The sequence below is a fragment of the Microbacterium sp. NPDC057659 genome (assembly GCF_042799915.1).
In the GTDB taxonomy this organism is placed as follows: domain Bacteria; phylum Actinomycetota; class Actinomycetes; order Actinomycetales; family Microbacteriaceae; genus Microbacterium.
In genome coordinates this window covers 445,410-465,647 of sequence record NZ_JBHVHU010000002.1, presented here as the reverse complement: position 1 = coordinate 465,647, position 20,238 = coordinate 445,410, and the positions used below count along the sequence as shown (strand labels likewise).

17 protein-coding genes are annotated in these 20,238 nt (G+C 67.3%); 5 read left to right on the top strand and 12 right to left on the bottom strand.

The window, feature by feature from the left end:
* Nucleotides 1-28 precede the first annotated feature (28 nt).
* The gene (locus ACFVAE_RS10850; protein WP_378891639.1) at nt 29-1,621 is read right to left on the bottom strand and encodes a class I SAM-dependent methyltransferase; all 1,593 of its coding nucleotides are present in this window, start codon (nt 1,619-1,621) and stop codon (nt 29-31) included.
* 110 nt (nt 1,622-1,731) lie between these two features.
* On the opposite strand from ACFVAE_RS10850, the gene ACFVAE_RS10845 reads away from it, so the two are divergent.
* The 5 genes from ACFVAE_RS10845 (at nt 1,732) to trxA (ending at nt 7,543) form a co-directional block, all read left to right on the top strand.
* Entirely contained in the window at nt 1,732-2,220 is a 489-nt protein-coding gene (locus ACFVAE_RS10845) for an aromatic ring-opening dioxygenase LigA (protein WP_378891636.1), read from the top strand.
* A gap of 147 nt (nt 2,221-2,367) precedes the next feature.
* On the top strand, nt 2,368-4,482 hold the full coding sequence (locus ACFVAE_RS10840; protein WP_378891633.1) for a DUF6049 family protein: 2,115 nt from the start codon (nt 2,368-2,370) through the stop codon (nt 4,480-4,482).
* Complete coding sequence (gene murJ / locus ACFVAE_RS10835; RefSeq protein WP_378891629.1) at nt 4,479-6,098, top strand: murein biosynthesis integral membrane protein MurJ; 1,620 nt, start codon at nt 4,479-4,481, stop codon at nt 6,096-6,098. Before ACFVAE_RS10840 ends, murJ begins: the two co-directional genes overlap by 4 nt.
* A gap of 82 nt (nt 6,099-6,180) precedes the next feature.
* Nucleotides 6,181-7,137, top strand: coding sequence for a thioredoxin-disulfide reductase (gene trxB, locus ACFVAE_RS10830; protein ID WP_378891626.1), 957 nt, complete (start codon nt 6,181-6,183; stop codon nt 7,135-7,137).
* Between the two features lie 82 nt (nt 7,138-7,219).
* Nucleotides 7,220-7,543, top strand: coding sequence for a thioredoxin (gene trxA / locus ACFVAE_RS10825; protein ID WP_116241612.1), 324 nt, complete (start codon nt 7,220-7,222; stop codon nt 7,541-7,543).
* A gap of 93 nt (nt 7,544-7,636) precedes the next feature.
* Here the strand turns inward: trxA and ACFVAE_RS10820 are convergent, their stop codons facing one another.
* The 11 genes from ACFVAE_RS10820 to rpmH all read right to left on the bottom strand — a co-directional run bounded on the left by ACFVAE_RS10820 (nt 7,637) and on the right by rpmH (nt 20,215).
* Nucleotides 7,637-8,149 carry a GrpB family protein gene (locus tag ACFVAE_RS10820; protein WP_378891623.1) on the bottom strand — a complete coding sequence of 171 codons (513 nt, stop codon included), beginning with the start codon at nt 8,147-8,149 and terminating at the stop codon, nt 7,637-7,639.
* Nucleotides 8,146-8,466, bottom strand: a complete 321-nt coding sequence (locus tag ACFVAE_RS10815; RefSeq protein WP_378891620.1) for a tryptophan synthase subunit alpha — start codon at nt 8,464-8,466, stop codon at nt 8,146-8,148. The genes ACFVAE_RS10820 and ACFVAE_RS10815 overlap by 4 nt, the downstream gene beginning before the upstream one ends.
* A 271-nt stretch (nt 8,467-8,737) precedes the next feature.
* The gene (locus ACFVAE_RS10810) at nt 8,738-9,805 is read right to left on the bottom strand and encodes a ParB-like protein (RefSeq protein ID WP_378891617.1); all 1,068 of its coding nucleotides are present in this window, start codon (nt 9,803-9,805) and stop codon (nt 8,738-8,740) included.
* Nucleotides 9,806-9,856: 51 nt separating this feature from the next.
* Nucleotides 9,857-10,876 carry a ParB/RepB/Spo0J family partition protein gene (locus ACFVAE_RS10805; RefSeq protein WP_378891614.1) on the bottom strand — a complete coding sequence of 340 codons (1,020 nt, stop codon included), beginning with the start codon at nt 10,874-10,876 and terminating at the stop codon, nt 9,857-9,859.
* The gene (locus ACFVAE_RS10800; RefSeq protein ID WP_378891611.1) at nt 10,876-11,745 is read right to left on the bottom strand and encodes a ParA family protein; all 870 of its coding nucleotides are present in this window, start codon (nt 11,743-11,745) and stop codon (nt 10,876-10,878) included. Before ACFVAE_RS10800 ends, ACFVAE_RS10805 begins: the two co-directional genes overlap by 1 nt.
* Nucleotides 11,746-17,065: 5,320 nt before the next feature.
* On the bottom strand, nt 17,066-17,701 hold the full coding sequence (gene rsmG, locus ACFVAE_RS10795; protein ID WP_378891608.1) for a 16S rRNA (guanine(527)-N(7))-methyltransferase RsmG: 636 nt from the start codon (nt 17,699-17,701) through the stop codon (nt 17,066-17,068).
* Nucleotides 17,702-17,785: 84 nt separating this feature from the next.
* Nucleotides 17,786-18,277, bottom strand: coding sequence for a protein jag (locus tag ACFVAE_RS10790; protein ID WP_378891605.1), 492 nt, complete (start codon nt 18,275-18,277; stop codon nt 17,786-17,788).
* Complete coding sequence (yidC, locus tag ACFVAE_RS10785; RefSeq protein ID WP_378891603.1) at nt 18,274-19,359, bottom strand: membrane protein insertase YidC; 1,086 nt, start codon at nt 19,357-19,359, stop codon at nt 18,274-18,276. The genes ACFVAE_RS10790 and yidC overlap by 4 nt, the downstream gene beginning before the upstream one ends.
* Nucleotides 19,349-19,714 (bottom strand): membrane protein insertion efficiency factor YidD, encoded by a 366-nt coding sequence (gene yidD, locus ACFVAE_RS10780; RefSeq protein WP_378891600.1) that lies wholly within the window; start codon nt 19,712-19,714, stop codon nt 19,349-19,351. The genes yidC and yidD overlap by 11 nt, the downstream gene beginning before the upstream one ends.
* A complete protein-coding gene (gene rnpA, locus ACFVAE_RS10775; protein WP_378891598.1) occupies nt 19,711-20,055 on the bottom strand; it encodes a ribonuclease P protein component in 345 nt (114 codons plus the stop codon). Before rnpA ends, yidD begins: the two co-directional genes overlap by 4 nt.
* Before the next feature lie 22 nt (nt 20,056-20,077).
* Nucleotides 20,078-20,215, bottom strand: a complete 138-nt coding sequence (rpmH, locus tag ACFVAE_RS10770) for a 50S ribosomal protein L34 (RefSeq protein ID WP_116241601.1) — start codon at nt 20,213-20,215, stop codon at nt 20,078-20,080.
* Nucleotides 20,216-20,238: the final 23 nt, after the last annotated feature.

Genomic DNA, 20,238 nt, shown 5'->3' with positions numbered 1-20,238 from the left:
ATGTATGCGAACGCATGGATGCCGCGGGCTATTCCGCGGGCAGCAGGAAGCCGTCGCGCACGAGACGACGGATGCGCGGCTCCAGATCGGCCCACAGGTCGGTGAGCGGCACGTCGAACAGGTCGGCGAGGGCGCCGACGATCTGCCCGACGGTGAGCTCGCCGTCGCAGGCGCCGACGAATCCGGCCAGGCCGGAGTCGACGGACACGACCCGCCCGAAGCCGCCACCCTGACGCAGCTCGATCACGGTCGGATCGTCGTCGCCCGGCATGAGATGCCTGGCCTCCGTGACATCCGTTGCGACCACGAGCCGGTCCGGCAGGCCGTCCAGCAGCAGGTCGTGGGCGGCGAGGCCCGCCTCGAGCGCCCGACCGGTGTTGGCCAGCGGCTGGGCGAGGTGCTCGAAGCGGCGGAGGCGCCCTTCGTCTCGTGGGCGCCCTTCGTCTCGCTCCGCTCGCTCAGGGTCCGAAGGGCGCTCAGGGTCCGAAGGGCGCTCAGGTTCCGAAGGGCGCTCAGGAGCCGGGAAGGCAGGCCGCCGCAGCAGCACGTACCCGAAGCCGATCGCGGTCACCCCGCGCTCGGCGAAGTCGTCAAGCCAGGCCGAGAGCAGCGGCGTGAACCCGGCATCCCGCGGCAGCGTGCCGCCGTCGCGGATCCACAACTCGGCGTAGCCGAGCGGCGTGAGCGTCTCGCGCTGGATCACCCAGGCATCCAGCTCCTCAGGGATCCAGGACTCCACCCGTTCCAGGCCGGAGCGCCCGCGCGACTCCCAGTTGCCGAGCAGCTGAGCCACTCCGCCGGGCGTGAGATGCGCGGGCGCGGCGCGTAGGAAGCGCTCCACGAGCGCGTCGCCGATCAGCCCACCGTCGCGGTACTCGTACTCGGGCACGCCCTGGGCGCGCGGCGTGATCACGAACGGCGGGTTCGACACGATCAGGTCGAACGCCTCGCCCGCGACCGGCTCGAACATGCTGCCCAGCCGGAACTCGATGTTCGCGACGCCGTTCAGCAGCGCATTCAGCTCACCGAAGGCGAGGGCCCGCTCCGAGATGTCGGTCGCGACCACCCGGCCGGCGTGCCGGGCGACGAGCAGGGCCTGGATGCCGCATCCGGTGCCGAGGTCGAGTGCACGCTCGACAGGGGCGGGGATGACCAGCTCGGCGAGTGTGCGGGATGCTCCGCCCACGCCGAGCACGTGGTCGGCGGGCAGAGCGGCGCCGAGAGCGACCTCGTCGAGGTCGCTCGCGATCCACCACTCACCCACGCCGTCGAGGTCGACGAAGGACTGCGGCCGCACCAGCACCTCGGGTCGCACGTCGTCGCCGTCGGCGACGCCGAGGCCGAGGGATGCCAGTCCCGAGAGTCCGAGGCGCGGCAGCGCCCGCTCGAGAGCAGGCGCTGGCTGCGGCATCCCGAGCACGAAGAACCGGCCCAGCGTCGCGAGCGGGCTGTCGGCGTCGCCGAGCGCGCGAAGGATCGGCTCACGGAGTCCGCGCGCCAGCGCGTCGTCGGCCTCCTCACCCCACAGCCGCCGCAGTGGGTCGGAGCGGAAGTCCGCCGCATCCAGGTCGGCGGCGAGAGCGCGTGCGAGCTGCGGTTCGGGGCGAGGGGCGAGATGCACGGCCGACACTCTACGCGCCTTCGGATTTTCTCCGTCGATCGCCCGAGATATCTGCGGCTTGCTGAGTACGCTGACCGCGACAGCATTCCTTCCCCCTCTGGAGGCACGAAATGTCCGATCAGGTCGCCGATTCTTCCGACCGCTCCCCCGCACCCGCCAGCCGGCTCGGCTCCGTCAAGGTCATCGGCGTGCTGGGCATCCTCGCCGGCATCCTGCTCATCGTGGCCGGAATCGTCGTCTGGGTCGTCGTATCGTCACAGCTGCGTGCCGAGAACATCACGGTTCCCGACGACGCGATGGCCTTCCAGGGCCAGCAGGTCGCCGGGCCCTTCACGGCCTACGTGCAGGCCGACATCATCCAGCACCACGCCCTCGAGATGTCGGACGGCAAGACCTATGCGGAGCTCGACATGGATGACCCGCTGCGCGCCACGCTGATGAACGCCTCGTTCCTGCGAGCGTCGCTGTTCACCTCGGTCGTCTCCTTCGGCGTGGCCGCGTTCGCGATGGGGATCGGCGTGCTCTCGATCCTCTTCGGCTGGGCGCTGCGCCGAGTCGCCACGGTGCGCGGGGCGATCGGGCGCGTACCGGCAGCCTGACCTCGCTCGCCCGAGATCGCTGGATGAAGGCGCGGGGATCATGGAAGGCGTTCCGTGATCCCCGCGCCTTCAGTGTTCCCGAAACCGGTCGCCCTAGAATCAGGGGCAGCACACTCACGGGCGCCGTCGGCGTTCGAGGAAGATCCTATGACCGCGACCTCCCCCATTCCCGGCCTCCGCGCGCGCGCACGGCGGCTCGTCGGGCGACTCGGCGCCGTCGCGGTCGTGGCGTCACTCCTCACCTTCCCCGCGGCCGTCGCCCCGGCCTCGGCAGCTGACGACGAACCGGATCCGACCGTCACCGTGGAGGTCGCCCCCGCGGGCGCGATCCTGCCGGATGCTCCGCTCAGCGCGGGCCTCTCGCTGCACAACGACACCCCGGATCGCCTCACCGAGGGCGTGCTGACGCTGGCGATCGATCGCACGGCCCTGACCGACGCGGATGCGCTGGACTCGTGGCTCGACGACGGCACCGCCCCCGGCGTGTTCGAGACTCTCGCCACTCAGCCCACCGAGGCCGTGCGCGCGGGAGAGACCGGCACGACCGGCATCGAAGTGCCCGCGACCGCGCTCACCGGCCTGGCGCCCGGGGTGTATCCGCTTCGTGCGACGCTCAACGGTGCGACCACGGGCGTCGGCGACAACCTGAGCACCTGGAGCCCGAGCGCCGGCAGCGTGGTCGTGATCCAGGCGGCGAAGCCCGCGGCGGTCAGCGTCCTCGTGCCGATCACGGCCACACCGAAGAACGGCAGCCTGCTCACCGCCGATGAGCTCGCCGACCTCACCGCACCCGCCGGCGCCCTCACCGCTCAGCTCGACGGCGTGGCCGGCACCGGCGCGATCCTCGCGATCGACCCGTCGATCCCCGCCGCCATCCGCGTGCTCGGGACCTCGGCGCCCGTCAGCGCAATCGACTGGCTCACCCGCCTCGACACTCTGCCGAACGACAGGTTCGCACTGCAGTTCGGCGATGCGGATGCGGCGACGCAGGCCCACGCGAAGCTGGACGACCTGCTCGGCCCCGCCGACCTGACCGGGCTGATCAAACCCTCGGACTTCGCGGCCGCCACGCCGACGCCGACGCCCACGCCGACACCGGATCAGACCGAGCCCGCTCTGCCCGACAACGCCGTGCTCACCGAGGTGCACCGTGCGACCCCCGGCATCCTCTGGCCGCGCAGCGACGTGACCGACGACGACCTGGCGATGTTCGGCAGGTATCTCGGGGATGACGCGCTCACCGTGCTGCCCGACACCGTTCTCACCGGTTCCGCCGGTGCCCGGGCGACGGCGGACGGTCGCGACGTGCTGGTCGTCGACGACGCGATCTCCCGGCGTCTCTCCGACGCCGTCATAGCCGACGACGCGACCGCCCGCGACGCCGGTATCGCCGCCGCCCAGGGACAGCTCTTCCTCGCCGCAGCCGCGACGCCGAACCGTCCCCTGCTGATCGGGCTCGACCGGTCGGAGAAGCGCACGGCCGAGAACCTGCACGCCGCGCTGGCGGCCGTCTCGACCTCACCCACCGGCATCGCGGGGCTGCGCGACGCGACTCCCGTCAAGGTGCAGAGCACCGCCACCCCCGAGCAGGGCCGCGCGGCATCGCTGCAGGGGATGCTCGACGATGAGAGCCGGCTGCGCGCGTTCTCGACGATCCTCGAGCAGCCCCTTGTACTGCTCGCGCCGGAGCGCACCCAGGTGCTGCGCGTCATCGGCGTCGGTGTCAGCGAGAAGGCGTTCCCCAAGCAGGTGATCGCGCATCGCTCCGCGACGGTCGAGACGCTGGGCGCGGTCGGAATCCAGGACCCTGGCCCCGTGCAGCTGTTCACCTCGGCCGCTCCCCTGCCGGTGTGGATCCGCAATGATCTGCCCTGGCCGGTGAACCTGACGCTCTTCACCGAGCCCTCGGACCCGCGTCTGAGCGTGCAGGAGCAGACCACGGTCGTGGCGGGTGCGGCGAGCAACACCCGCGTCACCGTCCCTGTCGAGGCGCGGGTGGGCAGCGGCGAGCTCGAGGTGCTGTTCCGGCTGACCAGTCCGACCGGCGTGCCGATCGGCGCGCCCTCATCGGCCACCGTCACCGTCCGCGCCGACTGGGAGGGCATCGGCCTCGGCATCCTCGGCGGCGTGATCGTCGTGCTGCTCGGTGTCGGAATCTGGCGCACCGTGCGCCGCCGCAGGCGCGCAGGTGCGGATTCCCCGGGACCGGATGCCGCAGACACGGATGCCTCAGGACCGGCATCCGAGAAGGAGTCGGAGTGAGCAGCAGTCTCGGACGCGCCAGTGCCATCCTCGGGGCCGGGACGCTCGTCTCGCGCATCACCGGACTGGTGCGCACGATCGTGCTCGTCGGTGTCATCGGCTCGAATGCGTCGGCCGCCGCCGACGCGTTCGCCGTCGCGAACCAGCTGCCCAACAGCGTCTTCAATCTGATCTCGGTCGGTGTTCTGACGGCGGTGATCGTGCCGCAGATCGTGCGCGCGAGCACGCAGTCCGACGGTGGTAACGCGTTCATCTCGAAGCTGTTCACGCTGGGCACGGTGGTGCTCGTGGCCGCCACGGGCATCGCGATGATCGCCGCACCATGGCTGGTCTCACTGCAGCTGAGGGCCGACAACGTCGCACAGCTCGCGCTCGCGACCGCGTTCGCGTACTGGTGCCTGCCGCAGATCCTGTTCTACGGCCTCTACGCCCTGGTTGGCGAGACTCTCAACGCCCGCCGGATCTTCGGCCCGTTCACGTGGGCGCCGGTCGCGAACAACATCATCTCGATCGTCGGGTTCCTCGTCATCGGCGCCGTCTTCGGAGAGAACCTGGTGAACGTGTCGGACTGGACGCCGGACATGGTGGCCTGGCTCGGTGGGACGGCGACGGCGGGTATCGCGGTGCAGGCCGGCATCCTGCTGGTGTTCTGGCGCAAGACAGGGCTCGCGCTCAAGGTCGACTTCCGCTGGCGCGGCGTGGGTCTCGGCAACGTCGGACGCATCGCGAGCTGGACACTGCTCATGGCGCTCTCCAGCATGGCGGCCGGCTTCTACCAGAACTGGGTGGCCAACGCGGCGTCCGGCGAGGGCGCGGCCCTGACGGTCATGAACAACGCCTGGCTGATCTTCATGCTGCCGTACTCGATCATCGTGCACTCGATCGGCACCCCCTACTTCACGCAGCTGTCCGAGCATGCGCACGCGGGGCGCGACGCCGACGTGCGCGCCGACATCTCGCGCAGCATCCGGACGCTCGGGTTCTTCCTGGTCGGCGCGCTGGCGGCAGTGGTCGCGGCCGCCGTGCCGGCGTCGCGCGTCTTCACGAACTCGTCGTCGGATGCTGTGGACGCGGCCGTCGTGCTGATCTGCTACCTCGTGGGACTGCTGCCGCTGGCGGTGCTGTTCATCGTGCAGCGCACCTTCTACGCCTACGGCGACACCAGGACGCCGTTCTTCTTCACGCTGCTGCAGTGCGTGCTCGTCGCTCTGACCGCGACCGTCGCCTGGTGGATGTCGGCGACCGAGGTGCTGCCGATCACGCTGCTCGCCGCCGCGGTGGCCCTCGGCCAGTCCTTCGCCGGCATCGTGCAGACGATCGTCGCGACGCTGCTGCTGCGCCGCCGGCTCGGCCTGCTGGACGCGCGGCGCTGGATGGGCGCCCTGGTCCGCTTCCTCGTCGCCGCCGTGCCTGCCGCCGCGGCCGGCTGGGGAGTGTTCCTGCTGCTCGGCGGTGTCTCGGGATGGACGACCGCCGACAAGATCCTCGGTGTGATCGGCTCGGGCATCATCGCCGTGGTGGTCGTGATCGTCTACGTGGCGGCGCTGGCTCTGCTTCGCGCACCTGAGATGCAGGTCGCCAAGGGCCTCATGAAGAGGTTCCTGCCCTCCCGGTGATCGCTCGGGCCCGGGGAATGTCTCGCGGTTACCATTGGTTCAGTCGAATGACTGCGCTGTTCGCGGTCACAAGGGAGAGCACATGCGTCAGGTCATCATCATCGGCTCCGGCCCCGCCGGGTTCACCGCCGCCATCTACGCGGCGCGCGCGAACCTCGAGCCGCTGCTGGTCGCCAGCTCGGTCGAGGTCGGCGGAGAGCTGATGAACACCACTGAGGTCGAGAACTTCCCCGGCTTCCCGGAGGGCATCCAGGGTCCCGAGCTGATGGCCAAGCTGCAGGAGCAGGCCGAGAAGTTCGGCACCGAGGTGCTCTACGACGACGTGGTCTCGCTCGAGCTCGACGGCCCGGTCAAGAAGGTCGTCCTGGGCAGCGGCGCCGAGCACGAGGCATCCTCGGTGATCTACGCCACCGGCTCCGCCTACCGCAAGCTGGGCGTCGAGGGCGAGGAGCGCCTCTCCGGTCACGGCGTCTCGTGGTGCGCCACCTGTGACGGCTTCTTCTTCCGTGAGCGCACGATCGCCGTCGTCGGCGGCGGCGACTCGGCGATGGAGGAGGCGACGTTCCTGACGCGCTTCGCGTCGAAGGTCTACGTGATCCACCGCAAGGACTCGCTGCGCGCGTCCAAGATCATGCAGGAGCGTGCGTTCGCGAACGAGAAGATCGAGTTCGTGTGGAACAGCGAGGTCGAGGAGATCCTCGGCGACGCCGAGACCACGGGCGTGCGTCTGCGTTCCACCGTCGACGGCTCGGTCAGCGATCTGGCGCTCGACGGCCTGTTCATCGCGATCGGCAACGACCCCCGCACGCACCTGGTGCACGGCAAGCTCGACCTGACGTCCGAGGGCACGATCTGGGTCGACGGCCGGTCGTCCCGCACCTCGCAGCGCGGTGTGTTCGCCGCCGGCGACGTGATCGACCCGACCTACCGTCAGGCGATCACCGCGGCCGGCACCGGCACCATCGCCGCACTGGATGCCGAGCACTTCCTCGCCGACCTCGCCGACGGTGCGCCGGTGGCGGAGCCCGTCGCGGTCTGAGCCAGGGAACATTCCGCGGGGTCCTGCTGTTGTGACCGATGAGCGGATTCCGCTCCACGAACTTTTCAAACAAGGAGAATCCATGACTGCCAAGGCAACCAGCCAGGCGACCTGGGAGCAGGACGTGCTTCAGGCCGATGGCCCCGTGCTCGTCGACTTCTGGGCCGCGTGGTGCGGTCCGTGTCGGATGGTCGCGCCGGTCCTCGACGAGATCCAGTCCGAGAACCCCGAGAAGATCACCATTCTCAAGCTGAACGTCGACGAGAACCCCGAGCTGGCCATGAAGTACCAGATCACGTCGATCCCGGCGATGAAGGTCTTCCAGGGCGGCGAGGTGAAGACGACGATCATCGGCGCCAAGCCGAAGTTCGCTCTCGAGCAGGATCTGGCCGCCTTCATCGGTTGACCTGCCCGGGTTCCTGAGCCCTGACGAAAGAAGGCCCGTCCCGTTCGCGGGGCGGGCCTTCAGCGTCATATGCCGGTTGCGGAATGTGGTGCGTCAGCGCTTGTCGTAGACGTCGACCGAGGGCAGTCCCCGGGCCGCGCGAGCGCGATCCATGATCTCCTGGACGACCTCGGTCTTCGCCGAGTTGTAGCTGGACGGGTCGGCGGATGCCTCGATCTTGCCCCGTTCATAGCGCTCGGCGTCGTCGGGATGCTGCCGCAGCCAGTCGCGGAACACGCGCTGGTGAGCGTGCTCCCACTGCTCCGGGGCGAAGAAATGCGCGATCCGAGTGCGCACGCCGTCCGTCTCGAACACCATCACGCGGTGGGAGCGCACGCGGCTGCCGATTCGCCAGCCGAGGCCCTCGAGCGCGAGCCGATGATGCTCGAGATCGTCCTCGCCGTGCAGACGCACCGCGAGGTCGATGATCGGCTTCGCGCGGATGCCCGGGACCGCCGTCGACCCGATGTGCTCGATCTTCCAGTCCCGGTCGCCCACTCGCCGGAGCTCGTCCGCGATCTCCTCGAACCGGCGATGCCAGTCGGGATCGTGGGCGACGAGAATCATGGCCGACGTGTCGCCGACCCGGTGGACGCCGGCCGCATCATCTGCCACACGGTCGTCGACAGCTGCGGGTACTCGAGGGCGATCCGGCGCAGCACGCCGTTGTTCCAGTCCCGATCGCGGATGTTTCCGCCGTGGGCCTCGATCCAGTCGGTGCGCAGCAGCAGCACGACGAGCTCGTCGGTCGTGGGCAGCTCGCTCATGAACTCCCAGGGGTCCTCCCCGAACCGTAGGCGCTCATGCACGAGCACCGAGCGCTCGTCAGCAGCCTCTGCTCTCAGCACTTCGAGGCTGGCCCGCCGCGGGAAAGGAAGTTCCACCCCTCAAGCCTAAACGCCCCCACCGACGCGCGGCTCCCGGCACCGACCGACACCACCCCATACCTCCTCCACAGGAAGGTCACGCCCTCCAGAAGCATGAGCGGGCGGAGGTGTTCCCGGAGCGAGCATAGGGAGGGGCCGCTGGCTGACGCGGGCTTGCCCGCGTCAGCCAGCGGAGGGTCCCTCTCTGCGAGCGCAGGGAACACCTCCGCCCGCGTACCACGCCACTCTGCGAGCGCAGGGATCTCCCCGCCCGCTTCCCCGAAGAGAACTAGCCGACGCGCTCTCCCACCAACCCGTTCAGCTGCTTGAACTCCAGCGCATAAGCCAGCTTCCCCGGCTTCGCATCCTCATAAGGCTTCGACAGCTTCGCGAACTCACCGCCCGTCGCCGCCTTGCCGTCGTTCCACTCGTCCAGTGCCCCCAGTTCGCCAGCCGTGTGACCACCCGCGATCACCAGGTCCTTGTCCAGCGCCACCTGTGCCCGGGTCAGCTGCTCGATCGCGTCCAGATAGCTCGCGCTGTCGTCGCGGTCCCAGCCGTTCAGGTCGACGACGCCCGACTCGCGCACCCAGTCCGCCCAGTAGAACTCCTGGAAGGGCACGGAGCCGGCGGTGTATCCGATGTCGCGGCCGAAGTAGAGCAGGCTGCGGAGTCTGTCGTCCTCGAAGTTGTCCAGGCCGACGGACGTGGGCAGCTGCTTCGGCGTGATCGCGTCGCCCTCGGCATCCTTCAGGTATGTCCACCCGTTCTGCTGCATCGCGGCCCAGAACTGAGGCTGGCCCATACCGCTCAGGTTGCCCAGCACGCGCAGGCGGACGTGCAGGTCTGCACCGCCGTCGGCGAGCTCGAAGAACGACGTCAGCGTGTGGTGCCCATCGGTGAGGTAGAGCTTCCCGCCGGGGCCGATCACCACGGTCTTCATGGGGGCAATGCTCTCGGCGGTCTCCTGCCCGAGCGGGATCGCACAGGTGAAGCTGCTCGGGTCCCGCAGACTGGCGTCCTTCTCGGCCGTGGCCGCTTCGCCCTGGCCGTTCGCCTCGCACCAGTCGTCGAACTTCTTGTTGATCTTGTCCTTGCCCAGCGTGTAGCGACCGAGCTTGTAGTAGACCTCGTCGTATCCGAGCGAGGGCTGCGTGGGCAGCACATCGCCGATACGCACGTCGAGCAGATCACCCGGCTGCGCGCACATGTTCACCGCACGCGTGCCGCCTGCCGGCGTGGGGCACTTCGGCGCTGCCTGCGCCGCCGGTGTCAGGAAGAACGAGGCACCCGCGACGGCGAGGGCGAGGGCAGCGGTCGTGGCACGACGAACCGCGGGACGTGTGGTGATCGACATGCGCCCAGCGTGGCGGATGCCGGTGAACCGGCCGTGAACGTCAGGTTGACGTCAGCGCGTGCCGTACTCCTCCTCGCCGAGCTCACCGAGGATGCGGTTCAGGTCCTGGATCGAGGCGAAATCGATCTTGACCTGGCCCTTCCGGGCACCGAGCGTGACGTGGACGCGGGTGTTCAGGCGGTCACCGAGCTTGCTTCCGACCTCATCGAGGTAGGCGCGCCGTGCACCGGGCTGGGGCTTGACCGACTTCTCCGTGCTCTCTGGCATCGTCTTGGCGGCCTGCTCGGTGGCGCGCACCGAGAGGTCCTCATTGACGACCTTGTCGGCGAGACGCTGCATTCGCTCCGGATCCTCGAGCGAGAGGATCGCGCGGGCGTGGCCGGCGGAGAGCACTCCGGCGGCGACGCGCTGCTGCACCGGGACGGGCAGCTTCAGCAGTCGGATGGTGTTGCTCACCTGCGGACGGGAGCGCCCGATGCGGGTGGCCAGTTCGTCCTGGGTGATGCCGAAGTCCTCCAGCAGCTGCTGGTAGGCGGAGGCCTCTTCGAGCGGGTTCAGCTGCGAGCGGTGCAGGTTCTCGAGCAGCGCATCGCGCAGCAGGTCTTCATCAGCGGTCTCGCGCAGGATGGCGGGGATCGCCTCGAGGCCGGCCTCACGCGCGGCGCGGGTGCGCCGTTCCCCCATGATCAGCTCGTACTCGCCGTCGGCGTTTCGCCGGACGACGACGGGCTGCAGCACGCCGAACTCCTTGACGCTGTGCACCAGCTCGGCGAGGTCGTCCTCGTTGAAGTGGGTGCGCGGCTGGCGCGGGTTCGGCACGATGTCGAGCGGGTTCACCTGGATGAGGCGCACACCGGGGACGGCGGCCAGGTCGGCGGCATCCGCCTCTGCCGGCGTCTCGACGACCGGCTCCGCCGGCGCGGTTCCCGCCGACGGCTTCGGGATCTCGACGACGACGTCGGTCGTCTTGGACCCGCCGGGGAAGAACACATCCACCGGCCGCTCGGCGGCCTGATCAGTCGTGGGGATGAGAGCCCCGATACCCCGACCCAGACCCGTGCGCTTCGCCATCAGTTCTCCTTACCCTGCGTCCGTGACGCGATCTCGACAGCTGCCTCCTGATAGGCGATCGCCCCGGCCGACGTCCCATCGTAAGCGATGACGGACTGTCCGAAGCTCGGGGCCTCGGATACGCGGACCGAACGCGGGATCACGGTTTCGAGCACCTGATCCGGGAAGTGATTGCGCACCTCGTCGGCGACCTGCTGGGCGAGACGGGTACGACCGTCGAACATCGTCAGCAGGATCGTGGAGAGGTGAAGCTCGGGGTTGAGGTGCTGCTGGATCATCTGGATGCTGCCGAGCAGCTGGCTCAGCCCCTCGAGCGCGTAATACTCGGCCTGGATCGGGATGAACACCTCGGATGCGGCGGTGAAGGCGTTGATCGTCAGCAGTCCCAGCGACGGCGGGCAGTCGATGATGACGACGTCGGTCGGATGCGACTTGAGGTAGAGCTCGAGAGCGCGCCGCAGGCGGAACTCGCGGGCGACCTGCGCGACGAGCTCGATCTCCGCGCCGGCGAGGTGGATTGTGCTCGGCGCGCAACGGAGGTTCGGATGCTCGGGGCTCACCTGCACCACGTCAGCGAGGGGCGTGCCGTTGATGAGCACGTCGTAGACGCTGAGCACGTCGGCGGAGTGCGGAACGCTGAGGGCCGTGGAGGCGTTGCCCTGCGGGTCGAGGTCGATCACGAGAACCTGCGCGCCGAGAGATGCGAGAGCCGACGCGATGTTCACCGTCGTCGTGGTCTTGCCGACGCCGCCCTTCTGGTTCGACACCGTGAAGACGCGGGTGGGACCGGTGAACTCGACCGTGACGCCCTCCAGGGCGCGCCTACGGGAGGACAGGTCTGCAAGTTCTCGAGCAAGGGGGGTATCCATCCCGAAATCGTCGTTCGGCGATGCCTTTTCGGACTGTTTCACGTGAAACATCGACTCCTTCCGGGACCGTGTTCCACTCTAATCGACTGGCCTGGGCTGATGAAGGACGGGCACACCGGAAGGGCGAGGGTTCCGCGTCATTCTGCGGAATCCGGCAGGTTCAGCAGGCAACCGCAGCGCCGATCCGCAGGACTGTGCAGCGAGGTTGATGCGGCACGGTCATGCCGCGCTCACACGCTCCCCCAGCGCTAGGCATTGGATGCTCGGCCGCCTGCCGCCTGGGCTTCCCGACGCGTACAGGTAGGTCTCCACAGGGCGGATGTCGAAATGGATGTCCGCGAGGACGCCACTTCAGCGCGGTGAACGGGGCGCGACGTGTTGCGCCAGAATCACACTCGGACGAATGGGAGCGCGGCCGCCCGTTCCTGATCGATGCCGACATTCGTCATCGCCTCGGACCCTCCTCCTCCGCGATGCACACGGGGATCGCGTCGACATCGGCTGTCTGCGTCGGAACGACGGAAGGCACCTTTGCCCGCTCCTGCGTATCTCGCGGCATCAAGCGCGTCCCGCGTCCGTCGAACCGCAGCCGATGTTTCTACGCCTCGCCTTCTCCAGGTGTCGACCCGCGGGTCAGTCGGGGGTGGCGTCGTTCGCGGGGTACTGCTCCCTGTGAGGAGGCGGATTCCGCCGCCGTTGAGCATCACCACGTCCCTTCGTGAGCTCCGCAGCGCGGTGCAAGCCTTCCCGCTTCCGTCAGCACGGGTGATCGAAATGAGTCGCCAGGGACAAGTCGGTCACCAGCGTTTCACGTGAAACAGCGGTGGATGGCGCTGCGTCGACTGTCCGCCCCGTCGGCAGTGGTTCTCTGTTGACGGAACCTCGCTCTCAGCTCGAACGCCCCGGCTCCGCCCGTCATGCTGGGACCTATCCTCCCGAGCCCGTGGAAGTCGCACGAGAGCACACTTTCGCACAGCCGAGCTTCGCGTGAACTGCGGGCCCGGATGCCCGGAGCGCCGTGGGCGTCGAAGAGGTGGAGGTCAATCAGGCCGGGGATCGCTCTCTGTGGGCGCTACGCCCCAGGTTGCTGAGCCCTCCTGGTGGATCGCGAGCATCGTATCGGTCCGTCCTCAAGGATCGGCAGTAGCGGCCGCCGCTGACTGTGGCGTGACGCAACCGAACTCTTCATCGCTGCCCGGGCCGAGGCTGAGTTTCACGTGAAACATGCATCCTGTCGCTGGGTTCTACCCTCCGATTGGGTCAGTGCAGCCCAACACGCCACCGCATGAGCGAGCCCGGTGTCTTCTCGATCTCAGCAGCGCACAGGCTCACGTTTCACGTGAAACATCAGGCCCCTGCCGGATGGTCGACCTTTTCGCTCGCGTGGGGCGCTGCATGCCTGTCGCGGTTGCTCAGGGGCACCGTACCAGCGCACCACCCCGGGCTCTGTGAAATCCTCCACAGCGCATACGTCCGAGGTTCACGTGAACCGCTGAGCACTAAGGGCGCCATCACCGCGCACATGAGTTCGCACCACGCAGACTGCTCTGTGGCAGCTACTCTGCACGCAAGGCGTCCTTCCGGAAGCCAGATCTCGAACCCCTTCCTCGCCTGCCTGGTGAGTGTTGCCCTCACGGACCTCCCTGGACGCGATACCTCCGTCACTTCATACGTTCGCCCGTCCGCCACGGGTGAGCCACTCATTCCGGCTCGCTCCCGGACACACACCCCGGACGACCGTTTCACGTGAAACGGTGGGACGCCGAGCTTGACCGGTCTGGGTTGAGTGAGTTCGCTTTCCGCCACTGGCAACAGCGACGAGGAAGCCGTTTCCGGTAGGGAAGGTCACTGGTTCCACCCGGACCGGGGCCCGAGCGTTTGTCAGTCAACGCCGAGGCCTGAGCAAGCCTCGCCACCCAGAACCCGCGGCACAATGTCGAGAAGCTTGAGTGAGGCGAAAGGTCGTAAGTCCCCCTCCCCACCGCGGAACAGACAAAGACCCGACCCGAGCCATTGCGTTCATCCGAGCGCAGAATCACACAGCGGTTCGTACGCGAACGAGACCGGAGCCTCACCTCAGCACAGTTGCCTGCACTCCTGCATGCCCCTGTCTCCCGCTGCGCGACCTTCGGCCCTTCCCGCTCGGCGACGTGCGTGTCGCCACGTCGCATCACCGGTGGGCCGCGCGAACCCAAGCTCGTAGCCATCGCGGCGCTGCCACTGCATGTTGTTTCACGTGAAACATCGGAGTCTCCGGTGCTGGTCCACGGGCATCGGCACGCCGCTGAGGACGGTTGCAAGGCGTCACCGCTTGTCCATGAGGACATCCCGCGGAGAACACGCAACGCAGTCCCTGGGACTGTCGCACCTAAACGACAGGATGCGAGGCTGCTTCCTCACATGGCACACGCTGACCCGGTCACCCACCACCTCCAGTCGTGACCGATGGGTTCCCTTCGTGTTTCACGTGAAACACGAAGGGAACAATGGATACCGATCGCCACATACGACCGGCGGCAGTTCGGCCGGGGCAAGGACGGCTGAGCGGTCTGCCGCATCGCTGATACCCGACACCCCTCGCGGGGCCCGTAACACTCTCCCGGATGAGACAACTGAGGAGAGCGATTCTCGCGCTCCCCTCGCTTGACGTGAGATGCGCGTGGGACACACAGCTCCTACGAGTCAGCGACGCCACTCCGCTGGCGAAGGAGTTACTGACAGGCTCCACCTGTCCGCGGCGTCGACGAGAGAGCCAGTGCCGGCTCCGGTCGCCCAACCATCAGCTGAACGCCCTCGAGGGTTCCCGCTACGCTGCCGGCTTCCGAGACATCGAGCCCTTACGGCAAGCTCGTCGCACCACAACCGCACTCCCTCACATACCAACTACCCACAGCGTGACTCCGTCAGGATCGATCGACAGCGCGTCGGCATCGTTTCACGTGAAGCGCCGACCATAAGCGCCCAGACGTGCATTTCACCCGCAACACGGTCTGTCACTCCATGCCTGATCTCTGCAGAGACGCGCACCACCATCACTCTCGCCGAGTGGAGCAGAACATTTGCCATTGTTTGGATCCATGGGTAAGCGATGATCTGCGCCCACAGATCTTCCGCTCCTCCACGCGTGGCCTTTCGCCCCGGCCGCCGGCTCCGTCGGGGTGAGGACGACAGCGCGTCGACCATGTTTCACGTGAAACGCCCACCAAAAACCGCCCAACAGTGCATTTGCCCACTGACTTCTGCAGCGACGCGCACCACCATCACCTCTCACCGAGTGAAGCAAAGCACTTGCCATTACTCGGCATCATGGCTACTCGACTGTCAGCGCCCACCAGACCTTCTTCCGGTCCACGCGTGGCCTATCGCCTCGGCCGCCGACTCAGTCGAGGTGAGAACGACAGCCCGTCGACCATGTTTCACGTGAAACGCCGACGACAAACACCCAACCGCGCACTTCATCCCGCAATACGATCTGTCACTCCATGACTTCTCACCGAGTGAAGCAGAGCACTTGCCATTGCTCGGCCCCATGGCTACTCGCGTGTCAGCGCCCACCAGACCTTCTTCCGGTCCACGCGTGGCCTATCGCCTCGGCCGCCGAACGCCTGCACAATCATGGGTCGCGCCACAGCAAGTCGACACCTTGCGCACTCCCCCATAGCCCGACGTTCCCGGGTTTGCGCGCGCCAGCGAATCCTCCTGCCTCGTGGTGTCCGCCCTCACGTGCACCATCTCTCACTGCACCCCTGGACGATGGCTGCTCGGAATGCCCCCCGCAGATCACCACGCTAAGGCCCTTCATGCAGTACCCCCCCTTCGTGCTGGAAACGACGGCCGATAGTGCACCGGCATCACCCCGTGTGAGCAGTCGACCGTCACGAATGTCGGCGGCGGCACCCGTAGAGAGCCCTTGACCGAGCGACCGCGTTTCACGTGGAACCATGACGTACTCGGAGAACCGCGACCCGTTCCACGTCGGCCAGCGCCGCACTCAGATCTCAACTGAACACCTTCCGCACGAAGAGTGTCATCTGCTCCCGCGCCGTCAGCGCCGGCATCGTGCGTTCTCAGCCGCACTCAGCTCCGAAGCCACCGACGTGGGCGTATCCCTATCCGCCAGCGAGAACCACGGGGTGGAATCGGCGCAAAGCCCGGGAGAACACGGTAGCCAAACAGCCTTGACCACCGCACGGCACCGTCCGTACAAGAGACATACGGGCAGCAACCCAGATGCCAGCCGCGTCATGAGCTGCCCCACCAGTCCCGCAGATTCCTGCAATCGACAACGCCGAGAAGTGCAGCCGTGCTCGTATCCCGCCCCTGCAGGATCACGGCTCCAGGCTCGAGCTCGCCCGAAGGTTCACGGGCGCAGAAGTGCGCCGCGGCAGAGCGAAACACACCCATGTCGAACATCCGCCCCCGGCCGCCGTTTCACGTGAAACATCACCACTCCTCGTTCCGAGAGACCGCAGCACCACGCGAACACACGCTTCACGCTCCTGCGAGCGGCACCGCGCGGGATCCTGGCTTCAGCGCTGGTGGCACTTCGACGCCACCGACCACCCCACTTCAGCCCCATCCGGTCGCCAGGTTTCACGTGAACGGCCTCGTCAATAGCCGTCGCGCACGTGAATCTCCGACTCCCACGCACGCCGCAACGCTGCCACCCATCCTCGTGTGTGCGCAAGAAGTGCCCCTAGCCACCACTTCCCTCTCGCTTATCGCTACATGCCCTGCATCGACGGACCTCCCGCGGACCCGCCATCGCCTGTACACAACCTCAAGTCCTGCAAGCCGCCGACCAAGGGCGACCCTCTCAGCGCCCCTCGCAAAAGCACGATGTTGCCGGCCCACCCATGCGGACCAGCTCACGAGAAACGATGAAGCCCGTGCGCCCGAGCGCGCTGGGATGCGGGAGTATCGGCGCTCGACATGACGGTCACTCCGCACAATCCATCGTGCCGGACCCGAGGCCGCGTCCCTCGACCACCGCAGCCATGCCCACCCCTGTCCGACGGACTCCTGTCCGGCGCAATCCTCGGCGATCCGACAACCGAAACCCGCGGACCCCGCCGTGACATCGACCGGATTCATCCGTCCCACAATCGCACCGGCTCCATCGAAGCCCACGTGGACGCGGTCCGTCCCAACCACCTGCCGTCCGAGGCCCGCGTCGAAATCGGCGAAGGACTCATCACCTCGATCCGGCACCGACGCCGCAAAGTGAGCGCTCTTCTCCCGCTAGAACGGCAGCAGATCCCGCACGTGATGGGCGCGGAAAGACTGAAGGTCAGGCAACCGCAGTCCCCTATGGCCCCTGCTAAGAAGCGCGGACCACTCCACGCACGACGCGCGTCGTCTCCGTCAGTACGCCCTCACCGAGCACCTCGACACGCACGTCGGTCACCTTGTACTTGCGCAGCGCCTTCTGCGCGGCCTCGATCTCGGCCGGTGCGCCCTGCCCCTTGAGGAGCGCCACCTCTCCCCCGTCACGAACCAGCGGCGCGACAACGGGCACCAGCGTGCGCAGCGCGCTGACGGCTCGAGCCGTGACCATGTCGAACTCGAGGCCGACGTCCTCGCCACGCGCGCGCATGACAGTCACGTTGTCGAGCCCCAGTACGTCGACCTGCTCGCTGAGCCAGTCGGTCCTGCGCTCCATCGGCTCGATCAGCGTCCACTGCACATCCGGGCGTGCGATGGCCAGGACGATGCCGGGCAGACCCGCTCCCGAACCGACATCCGCCACCGATCCCGAGAACAGCGGCGCCGCGATCGCGCTGTTCAGCACGTGCCGGGTCCACAGCCGCGGAAGCTCCAGAGGACCGATCAGGCCGCGAAGTTCTCCCTGATCAGCGAGGTTTTCTGTGAACTGTCGAGCCAGCTCGAGACGGTCGCCGAACAGGTCGGCGGCGACAGCCGGCTCGGCCTCGAGCTCTGCATCAGTGGAAGGCATTTCGTCTCGCTTCACTCGCTCAATGACCGGATGCCGGGTTCGCTCGCGACGACCGCAACGACCGGCAGTCCGGCTTCCGAAGACTCAGCCGCGGCGGATCACCGTGTGACGGTCGTTGCCCTCACCGTAGGACTCGGAGATGAGCCCGCGATCGGCGACGATGTCATGCACCAGCTTGCGCTCGTAGCTCGACATCGACGGCAGCGACGCCTGCGAGGCACCCTCGTCGAGCTTCGCGACTGCAGCATCCACCAGCGATTCGAGCTGCCGGCGGCGCGTGTCGCGCGACCCACCGATGTCGAGGATCATCCGGGAGAACGCGCCGGTCTTGCTCTGCACCGCCAGGCGCGTGAGCTCCTGCAGCGCCTGCACCGTGTCGGGGGCGGAGATCACGGACAGGCCGTCACCGTCCGCCTCGACCGACACGTAGGCACGGCCCTGACGCACATCGAGCGTCAGGTCGCCGTCGATGTCGGCGATGTCCAGCAGCTCCTCGATGAAGTCCGCGGCGATGTCGCCCTCGTGCTCGAGCTGCTCCACCGTCGTCTCGGTGTGGTTCTTCAGATCTTCGCTCACGAGTTGCCGCCCTTCTTCTTGGCACGCTTCTTGCTCATCGGCTGCTCACGCTTGGGCTGCGAGGCCTTCAGGCGCTCCGCATCCTCGAGCATCTTCTGCTGCTCGGCCTCGTACGCCGCGATCGGCACGATCTTGCCCTGCGAGTTGATGGCCTTGCCCTTGCGCGCCAGACGCTCCTCACGCTCCTTGGCAGCCTCCGACCCCGGCGTCGGCATCTCACGGATGACGAGGAACTGCTGGCCCATGGTCCAGAGGTTCGAGATGAACCAGTAGATGACCACGCCGAGCGGGAAGAACACACCCGAGAAGATGAAGCCCAACGGCAGGATGTAGAGCATGATCTTTTGCATCTGGTACGCCTGGCCGGTCTTGGCCTCAGGCGACAGGTTCTTCGAGATCAGCTGAAGCTGGGTGAAGAACTGCGAGCCGATCATCAGGATCACCAGGACCACCAGGATGGTGACGGTGACCTCCCAACCATCGGGCTTGGTCGTCACGGCATCCTTCAGGCTGACGTGCAGCGGCGCGACCCCGAACAGCGTCGCATCGTAGAACTGCTGCGTCAGCTGAGCGTTGAGCAGACCCACACCGCCGACGCCCGCGACCGCGTGCTTCGCCACGTCGCTCAGCGTGTAGAACATGCCGAGCAGGAACGGCATCTGCACCAGCAGCGGCAGGCACGACGACATCGGCGTCGTGCCGTGCTTCTTGTACAGCGCCATGGTCTCGCGGCTCATCGCCTCGCGGGAGAGCTGATCGCGCTTGCCCTTGTACTTCTCCTGGATCTTCTTCATCTCAGGAGCGATTTCCATCATCTTGCGCTGGCTCTTGATCTGCTTCACGAACAGCGGGAAGACCGCCAGTCGGATCACGATCACCAGGCCGACGATGGACAGAACCCAGGTCAGACCGGACGCCGCCTCCATGCCGAATGCGGTGAACAGCCAGTGCCACCCGACCAGGATCGCCTCGACGAGCCACTTGAACGGCCACATGATCGTGCCGAGCAGGTCGAAGCCGCCGCTGGAGGCCGGCGGCGTGGGCGTCGGCGTGCTGGCTGCGAGCAGAAGGTCAAGACCCACTGTTCATGTCCTTTCGAGCGGGTACGACGAATCCGTGCGGAGTCAGGTCGTATCGGAAGTGAGCGTGGGGCTTGACGTCGTCGACGCCGCCTTCGCTCCAGGGGTTGCACCGCAGGATGCGCCATCCGGAGAGCAGGCTCCCCTTCACGGCACCGTGCTGCTGCACGGCTCCTACAGCGTATGCGGAACAGGAGGGGTAGTACCTGCACACATCCCCATAGAGCGGGGAGACCACCGCGCGATAGGCGGTGAGGAAGGCGAGTACCAGGTTGCGCGGAATCGCGGGGATGCTGCGCAGCAGATCCTTCGGGTGCAGCGTCGCGTTCCCGTAGGCGTACTGGGGCAGGGCGCTCATCGCGTCACCGGACTGAGCCGCCGGAAGCAGCGGTCCACGTCGGCGCGAAGATCGCCGAAGTCGGCGGTGGCGGATGCAGGGAGGGCACGGATGACGACATCCGTGCCCTCAGGAATCGCGCTCAGCAGGTCCGCACAGATCGCCTTGAGGCGACGACGGACGGTATTGCGAACCACTGCGGTCCCTACCTGCTTGCTGACGATGAACCCGAAACGGGGTGCCCGCTCATCGCTGCGGGGAAGCAGCGAGACGATCAGTCGCGGTCCGCCGCATCGCTGTCCGCGTCGGACCACCTGTCGGTAGTCGGCGCCGTCGGTCAGGCGATTGGGGCGAGCGAGCACTAGGCCGTCGGGAAAGAAGCGGTTACGCCGAGAGCTCGACGCGGCCCTTCGAGCGGCGTGCCGAAAGGATGGCGCGGCCGGCGCGGGTGCGCATACGGGCGCGGAAGCCGTGCTTCTTGGCGCGACGACGGTTGTTGGGCTGGAAAGTGCGCTTGCTCATGGAATCACTCCGGGATCGGTGTC

Bases quoted from the DNA above. Each gene is read 5' to 3' on its own strand.
- ACFVAE_RS10845 (WP_378891636.1), top strand. From the start codon at position 1,732: ATGTCCGATCAGGTCGCCGATTCTTCCGACCGCTCCCCCGCACCCGCC.
- ACFVAE_RS10840 (WP_378891633.1), top strand. From the start codon at position 2,368: ATGACCGCGACCTCCCCCATTCCCGGCCTCCGCGCGCGCGCACGGCGG.
- ACFVAE_RS10810 (WP_378891617.1), bottom strand. From the start codon at position 9,805: ATGTCGATCACCACACGTCCCGCGGTTCGTCGTGCCACGACCGCTGCC.
- ACFVAE_RS10820 (WP_378891623.1), bottom strand. From the start codon at position 8,149: ATGATTCTCGTCGCCCACGATCCCGACTGGCATCGCCGGTTCGAGGAG.
- rpmH (WP_116241601.1), bottom strand. From the start codon at position 20,215: ATGAGCAAGCGCACTTTCCAGCCCAACAACCGTCGTCGCGCCAAGAAG.
- yidD (WP_378891600.1), bottom strand. From the start codon at position 19,714: ATGAGCGCCCTGCCCCAGTACGCCTACGGGAACGCGACGCTGCACCCG.
- trxA (WP_116241612.1), top strand. From the start codon at position 7,220: ATGACTGCCAAGGCAACCAGCCAGGCGACCTGGGAGCAGGACGTGCTT.
- rsmG (WP_378891608.1), bottom strand. From the start codon at position 17,701: ATGCCTTCCACTGATGCAGAGCTCGAGGCCGAGCCGGCTGTCGCCGCC.
- trxB (WP_378891626.1), top strand. From the start codon at position 6,181: ATGCGTCAGGTCATCATCATCGGCTCCGGCCCCGCCGGGTTCACCGCC.
- ACFVAE_RS10800 (WP_378891611.1), bottom strand. From the start codon at position 11,745: ATGGATACCCCCCTTGCTCGAGAACTTGCAGACCTGTCCTCCCGTAGG.
- ACFVAE_RS10805 (WP_378891614.1), bottom strand. From the start codon at position 10,876: ATGGCGAAGCGCACGGGTCTGGGTCGGGGTATCGGGGCTCTCATCCCC.